Origin of the sequence: Mesorhizobium sp. M2A.F.Ca.ET.039.01.1.1 (genome assembly GCF_003998035.1) — a bacterium.
In the GTDB taxonomy this organism is placed as follows: Bacteria; Pseudomonadota; Alphaproteobacteria; order Rhizobiales; family Rhizobiaceae; genus Mesorhizobium.
Genome location: NZ_RZRY01000513.1, coordinates 1 through 4,628 on the forward strand (window position 1 = coordinate 1; position 4,628 = coordinate 4,628).

At 65.3% G+C, this 4,628-nt stretch carries 5 protein-coding genes; 4 read left to right on the plus strand and 1 reads right to left on the minus strand.

All coding sequences use genetic code 11. The features are described from left to right. From EOA24_RS28110 to EOA24_RS28120, 3 genes are all read left to right on the plus strand, one after another. On the plus strand, nt 1-554 hold a 554-nt coding region (locus EOA24_RS28110), incomplete at its 5' end, for a methylenetetrahydrofolate reductase C-terminal domain-containing protein (protein WP_127410294.1). Further along, complete coding sequence (locus EOA24_RS28115) at nt 551-1,642, plus strand: methylenetetrahydrofolate reductase (protein ID WP_126082174.1); 1,092 nt, start codon at nt 551-553, stop codon at nt 1,640-1,642. The genes EOA24_RS28110 and EOA24_RS28115, both read left to right, overlap by 4 nt. 142 nt (nt 1,643-1,784) lie before the next feature. Further along, the gene (locus EOA24_RS28120; protein WP_126082173.1) at nt 1,785-2,759 is read left to right on the plus strand and encodes a methyltetrahydrofolate cobalamin methyltransferase; all 975 of its coding nucleotides are present in this window, start codon (nt 1,785-1,787) and stop codon (nt 2,757-2,759) included. A 79-nt stretch (nt 2,760-2,838) separates the two neighbouring features. Here EOA24_RS28120 and EOA24_RS28125 read toward each other — a convergent pair whose 3' ends face one another. Then, complete coding sequence (locus tag EOA24_RS28125; RefSeq protein WP_245467006.1) at nt 2,839-3,081, minus strand: hypothetical protein; 243 nt, start codon at nt 3,079-3,081, stop codon at nt 2,839-2,841. 89 nt (nt 3,082-3,170) lie between these two features. On the opposite strand from EOA24_RS28125, the gene EOA24_RS28130 reads away from it, so the two are divergent. After that, a partial coding sequence (locus EOA24_RS28130) for an ASKHA domain-containing protein (protein WP_127410295.1) occupies nt 3,171-4,628 on the plus strand: 1,458 nt, incomplete at its 3' end.

The following is a 4,628-nucleotide window of genomic DNA, read 5'->3' on the forward strand; positions in this document are numbered from 1 at the left end:
TGGTCAAGAAGGCAGCGCCGAAATCCGACTACAAGCCTGCCGACGTGTCGCCGCAGCGGCGCGTCCAGCGCACCTTCGCCGTGCGGCTGTGGTCGATCAGGCATTCGCGCCTGCTCGAATGGTTCTACAGCCGGTTCGCCGACGCTTTCCTGTTGTTGCATCCTCTGTGGAAGGGCATCGGCTATGGGCGCGTCGAGGCTCCGGTGAAGTTCGTCGAGAAGCGCGTCAAGGGCTTCATGTTCGACTGCCGCATGTGCGGCCAGTGCGTGCTGTCGTCGACCGGCATGTCGTGCCCGATGAACTGCCCCAAGCAGCTGCGCAACGGCCCGTGCGGCGGCGTGCGCGCCAACGGCAACTGCGAGGTCGAGCCGGACATGCCTTGCGTCTGGGTCAAGGCCTGGGAAGGCTCGCGCAACATGGTGCATGGCGACAAGATCCTGACCGTGCAGAAGCCGGTCGATCAGTCGCTGCGCGAGACCTCGGCCTGGCTGCGGGTGACCGCGCAAGCCGCCGCCGCGCGTGAAACGGCCCAGAATCCCGGAGCTTCGGCATGAACGCCCGCCAGCGCGACGAGAATCCGGCCGGCATCCACCTGCCGCTCGATCCCCTGCCCGGCCACACCTCGCGCGGCCGGCTGGAGCGCGTGCTGCGCCGCGGCGAGTTCGCGGTGACGACCGAACTCAACCCGCCCGACAGCGCCGATCCCGAAGATGTCTACAACCGCGCCAAGATCTTCGACGGCTGGGTCGACGCCATCAACGCGGTCGATGCCTCGGGCGCCAACTGCCACATGTCCTCGGTCGGCATCTGCGCGCTGCTTACCCGCATGGGCTATGCGCCGATCATGCAGATCGCCTGCCGCGACAAGAACCGCATCGCCATTCAGGGCGACGTGCTGGGCGGCGCCGCCATGGGCGTCGCCAATATGCTGTGCCTCACCGGCGACGGTGTGCAGGCCGGCGACCAGCCCGGCGCCAAGCCTGTCTTCGACCTCGATTCCATGTCGCTGCTCGAAACCATCCGCATCATGCGCGACAACGGCAAGTTCCTGTCCGGCCGCAAGCTGACGACGCCGCCGCAAGTCTTCCTCGGCTGCGCGGTCAATCCCTTCGCGCCGCCTTACGACTTCCGCCCGATCCATCTCGGCAAGAAGATCGCCGCCGGGGCGCAATTCGCGCAGACGCAGTACTGTTTCGACGTGCCGATGTTCAAAGCCTTCATGCAGAAGGCGCGCGATCTCGGCCACACCGAAAAGCTCTTCCTGCTCTGCGGCGTCGGGCCGCTCGCTTCCGCCAAGACGGCGAAATGGATCCGCTCCAACGTGCCTGGCATCCATATCCCTGACGCGGTGATCAAGCGGCTGGAAGGCGCGCAGGATCAGAAGAAAGAAGGCAAGCAGCTCTGCATCGACATCATCAACGAGGTGAAGGAAATCCCGGGCGTCGCCGGCATCCATGTGATGGCCTACCGCCAGGAGGAATATGTCGCCGAGATCGTCGATGAATCCGGCGTGCTGAAAGGCCGCCAGCCCTGGAAGCGCGAGATCCGCCGCGATGACCAGCTGGTCGCCGAGCGGCTCGACCACATACTGCACGACGAGATTACCGAAACCCAGGTCGACATGGTGAAGACCGCGCACTGATGTATGTCGCCCAAAAGTGGGAACCGGTTTTGGGGCAACGACATACGTCAACTTAGAGTCTAGAGCGCGGCCGGCACGCATTCACTTGAACCAAATCAGATAACGATATAAAGAACTCTTTATATCCCGACGGAGAGATCGCATGACCCGCACCATCGTCGCCTCGGCGACCCGAGAAATCGTCATCGGCTTCGATCAGCCCTTCTGCGTGATCGGCGAACGCATCAACCCGACCGGCCGCAAGAAGCTCGCCGCCGAGATGGTGGCCGGCAACTTCGAGACCGTCATCAAGGACGCGCTGGAGCAGGCCGCCTGCGGCGCCACAATGCTCGACGTCAATGCCGGCGTCACCGCCGTCGACCCCAACGCCACCGAGCCGGCGCTTCTGGTGCAGACGCTCGAGATCGTGCAGGGCCTGGTCGATCTGCCGCTGTCGATCGACTCCTCGGTCACCGCAGCGATCGAGGCCGCGCTGAAGGTCGCCAAGGGCCGCCCGCTGGTCAACTCCGTCACCGGCGAGGAAGAAAAGCTCGAGGCCATCCTGCCGCTGGTCAAGAAATACAACGTCCCGGTCGTCGCCATCTCCAATGACGAGACCGGCATCTCGATGGACCCGGATGTCCGCTTCGCCGTCGCCAAGAAGATCGTCGAGCGCTGCGCCGACCACGGCATTCCTTCGCATGACGTCGTCGTCGACCCGCTGGTGATGCCGATCGGGGCGCTGGGCGATGCCGGACGCCAGGTGTTCGCGCTGCTCCGGCGGCTCCGCGAAGAGCTCAAGGTCAACACCACCTGCGGCCTCTCCAACATCTCCTTCGGCCTGCCGCACCGCCACGGCATCAACGCCGCCTTCATCCCGATGGTGATCGGGGCCGGCATGACCTCGGCGATCATGAACCCGGTCCGTCCGCAGGAAATGGAAGCCGTGCGCGGCGCCAATGTGCTCAACGGCACCGACGAGAACTGCACCAACTGGATCCGCACCTACAAGGACTACAAGCCGGCCGAAGGCGGCCACGCCGTTGCCGCTCCGGTCGCGGTCACCGCCCCCGGTGAAGGCGCTGCCGCCGGCGGCCGCCGCCGCGGCGGCCGCGAAGCCCGCATGGCCAGGGGATAAGCGCGCAATCGTGGGCCGCACCGCAAACAACGCTGGTCCGATCGCATCGCGGATGCGTTCGGACAGCTCTGCTTTGCGTTCAGGCCATACCCACTATGGCGTCGAACAACGCCATGCCCGCCCACGACCCGAAGATGCCCGTGACGCCGCCGACGATGAAATCATCGTCATAGGCGGGCCAGTAGGCGTGCAGCACCAGGGTTCCGACGGCCGCGCCGACAATCCCTGTGGCGAGGTACTGGGGATTGCGCAGCCACGAGCCTTTGATCACGCGCACCATGGTGAACGCGGTGAAGATGGCGGAGAGCAGCAGATCCGACATGGTTGGCCCCTGGACCAACGGACTCTCCGCCCAATAGTAGAACGATCCGTTATACGGCATCGGCAATTGCCATCGAGACGCGTGCCAGCATGAATCCTCCCCCCAACATCACCGATCCGCTCGTCCTGTTCATGCCGTCGGGCAAGCGCGGCCGGTTCCCGGTCGGCACGCCGGTGCTCGATGCGGCGCGTCAGCTCGGCGTCTATGTCGAAAGCGTGTGCGGCGGCCGCGCCACCTGCGGGCGCTGCCAGATCGAAGTGCAGGAAGGCAATTTCGCCAAGCACAAGATCATCTCGTCCAACGACCACATCTCGCCCAAGGGCGCCAAGGAAGAGCGCTACGAGCGCGTGCGCGGCCTGCCCGAGCGGCGCCGCCTCTCCTGCTCGGCGCAGATTCTCGGCGACCTCGTCATCGATGTACCGCAGGACACGGTCATCAACGCCCAGACCATCCGCAAGGACGCCGACACCAGGGTGATCGCCCGCGATACGGCGATCCGCATGTGCTATGTCGAGATCGAAGAGCCCGACATGCACAAGCCGCTCGGCGACCTCGACCGGCTCAAGATCGCCCTGATGAAAGACTGGGGCTTAAAAAACCTGGAATTCGATTTCTATCTGCTGCCGCAGGTGCAAGGCATCCTGCGCAAGGGCAACTGGACCGCGACGGCCGCCATCCACAAGGATGCCGACAGCGACATCGCACGCGTCATCGCGCTGTGGCCGGGCCTGAAGAACGAGGCCTACGGCCTTGCCTGCGACATCGGCTCGACCACCATTGCCATGCATCTGGTGTCGCTGCTGTCGGGCCGCGTCGCTGCGTCCTCCGGCACCTCCAATCCGCAGATCCGCTTCGGCGAGGATCTGATGAGCCGCGTCTCCTATGTGATGATGAATCCGGACGGCCGCGAGGGCATGACGGTTGCCGTGCGCGAGGCCATTTCCAGCCTGGTCGACAAGGTCTGCGCCGAAGGCAACGTCCAGCGCGCGGACATTCTGGATTCCGTCTTCGTCGGCAATCCGATCATGCATCACCTCTTCCTCGGCATCGATCCGACCGAACTCGGCGGTGCGCCCTTCGCGCTCGCCGTCTCCGGCGCGGTGCGCATCAAGGCCTCCGACATTGGCTTGAAGCTCAACCAGGGCGCCCGCCTCTACATGCTGCCTTGCATCGCCGGCCATGTCGGCGCCGATGCCGCCGCCGTCACGCTGTCGGAAGGCCCGCATCGCCAGGACGAGATGATGCTGATCGTCGACGTCGGCACCAACGCCGAGATCGTGCTGGGCAACCGTACGCGCGTGGTCGCGGCCTCCTCTCCCACCGGCCCGGCCTTCGAGGGCGCGGAAATCTCCGGCGGGCAGCGCGCCGCGCCCGGCGCCATCGAGCGCGTGCGCATCGATCCCGTCACATTGGAGCCGCGCTACCGCGTCATCGGCTCGGAACTGTGGTCGGATCAGCCGGGCTTCGCCGAAAGCGTGCAGGCGACCGGCGTCACCGGCATTTGCGGCTCCGGCATCATCGAGGTGATCGCCGAGATGTATCTGTCC

Bases quoted from the DNA above. Each gene is read 5' to 3' on its own strand.
- EOA24_RS28115 (WP_126082174.1), top strand. From the start codon at position 551: ATGAACGCCCGCCAGCGCGACGAGAATCCGGCCGGCATCCACCTGCCG.
- EOA24_RS28120 (WP_126082173.1), top strand. From the start codon at position 1,785: ATGACCCGCACCATCGTCGCCTCGGCGACCCGAGAAATCGTCATCGGC.
- EOA24_RS28125 (WP_245467006.1), bottom strand. From the start codon at position 3,081: ATGTCGGATCTGCTGCTCTCCGCCATCTTCACCGCGTTCACCATGGTG.